This window comes from Streptomyces sp. NPDC051907 (assembly GCF_040681075.1).
Taxonomy (GTDB): domain Bacteria; phylum Actinomycetota; class Actinomycetes; order Streptomycetales; family Streptomycetaceae; genus Streptomyces.
On sequence record NZ_JBFAYB010000239.1, the window covers coordinates 1 to 1,481 of the forward strand.

Below are 1,481 nucleotides of genomic sequence, written 5' to 3' on the forward strand. Positions count from 1 at the left end.
CAAATGTTCTGTAATCTATGCCTAAGTTTTCAATCTTGATTACTATAAGAGCGGTCAATTCTTCTTGATTCATTTAACGCCCTCATTTTTCACTATCTTTCAAGTCTTTAGCTTTTTGTTGCAATTCTTCCTAACGGTCAGCAAAAACTAATTTAATCATAGCTTTGTCTTTTTCGGTCAAAGGGCGACCACCAGCACTTAGAATACTGTCAAAAATAGCGTCATCATCAGAGTTTGCGACTTCCGCCAAGTCTATCGGTTCGTTGACTGGTTTAGCTTCAGCACGTCCTAGTAAATAGTCAACCGATACATGGAAGTAGTCGGCTAGTTTTTCAAGGTTGTCAGCTTTCGGTTTTTGTTTTTTTAACGTATACAAATAGTTGTCGCCAAACCCTAGGTCATTAGCTACTTTTTGTAATGTTTTCCCCTGTTTTCTAGATAGTTCTTGTACTCTTTCAAATATAGTCATGTCAGCCTTTCAAGCATAACACGAAAATTATTTTACTTTTCTAGATAAAAACACTTGACTTTTATTATCTTGTAGAGTAAAATAGTTTTCAGTTAAGTTATTCAACAAAAAAGCAAAGACTTCTTTTAACTAGCTCCCCAGCAGGTTTATAAGTTCGTTGATTGCTCTTTTAATTATACTTATATTTTACACTATAAGTACAAAAAACACAAGAATTTAATTACTTATAGTTGAAATAAAGAAGAAAGAAGGTAAAAATGCCACTATTAACACCAGAAATGAAAAAAGCCTTGCGACGAGTTCAGGCTGACAAGTTGCTAAACAAAAAAGACCTTGCTAAGTATATCGGAGTAAGCGAGAGCACAGCAAAGTCAATCACTAAAAACAACGAACCGCAGAACGTTAAAAATAAAGTGTTTAATGCCGTCGTTTCCGCTATTGCTGAAAATTGCTAGCCTATGACTAAACTAAACACCGCAATCATGCAAAGCAAGCAGTCTAAACCGTACTATCATAAAATCATTCTTGATTTACTCGTACAGCTTACGACAAGCGGAAAATATCGCAGTCTGACGAGCTTTAAACAGTCAGGCGATAAATTAACCGCAGAACAAAAAGTAATGCTTAGGCGATATACTGTCATCATTATCTTACTGTTAGAAATAGGCATGGCGTTTCATGAAATTAAACAATTTTTAGTAAATTAAAAAGCCCTCGCAGGCAAATGGAGGTTCTAATGGAACAAGTAAAAACAATTAATCATCTTGGGCAAGTAGTTTATCAAGAGTCAGTTGAATTTTATAAAGAAAAGCTCTCAGTTTACTCAAAAGATTTTCTTCAAAATTCGCTCATTCCTCAGTTATATGAATGGTCAAATGCTTATAAAGCAGCAGTTGAACTGACAAAACAAAAAGCCCCCAGAGGGGCGGAAAGAGTGAGGTTGATATGAAAAGTTGGGACGATAATACTTGGGCATCATTTATATGCATTATTATTGCTACTATTTCTTTTG

The 1,481-nt window shown here is 35.0% G+C and carries 3 protein-coding genes; 2 read left to right on the plus strand and 1 reads right to left on the minus strand.

What is annotated here, in order from left to right:
• Positions 1-130 precede the first annotated feature (130 nt).
• Positions 131-469 (minus strand): helix-turn-helix transcriptional regulator, encoded by a 339-nt coding sequence (locus AB0M39_RS42060; protein WP_365374497.1) that lies wholly within the window; start codon positions 467-469, stop codon positions 131-133.
• A gap of 257 nt (positions 470-726) precedes the next feature.
• Here AB0M39_RS42060 and AB0M39_RS42065 point away from each other — a divergent pair, with 257 nt between their 5' ends.
• The gene (locus AB0M39_RS42065; RefSeq protein WP_312257946.1) at positions 727-924 is read left to right on the plus strand and encodes a hypothetical protein; all 198 of its coding nucleotides are present in this window, start codon (positions 727-729) and stop codon (positions 922-924) included.
• Positions 925-1,205: 281 nt separating this feature from the next.
• Positions 1,206-1,418 (plus strand): putative transcriptional regulator, encoded by a 213-nt coding sequence (locus tag AB0M39_RS42070; RefSeq protein WP_365374501.1) that lies wholly within the window; start codon positions 1,206-1,208, stop codon positions 1,416-1,418.
• Positions 1,419-1,481: the final 63 nt, after the last annotated feature.

Excerpts from the sequence above, each read along its gene's own strand:
- AB0M39_RS42060 (WP_365374497.1), bottom strand. The coding sequence starts at position 469 with ATGACTATATTTGAAAGAGTACAAGAACTATCTAGAAAACAGGGGAAA.
- AB0M39_RS42070 (WP_365374501.1), top strand. The coding sequence starts at position 1,206 with ATGGAACAAGTAAAAACAATTAATCATCTTGGGCAAGTAGTTTATCAA.
- AB0M39_RS42065 (WP_312257946.1), top strand. The coding sequence starts at position 727 with ATGCCACTATTAACACCAGAAATGAAAAAAGCCTTGCGACGAGTTCAG.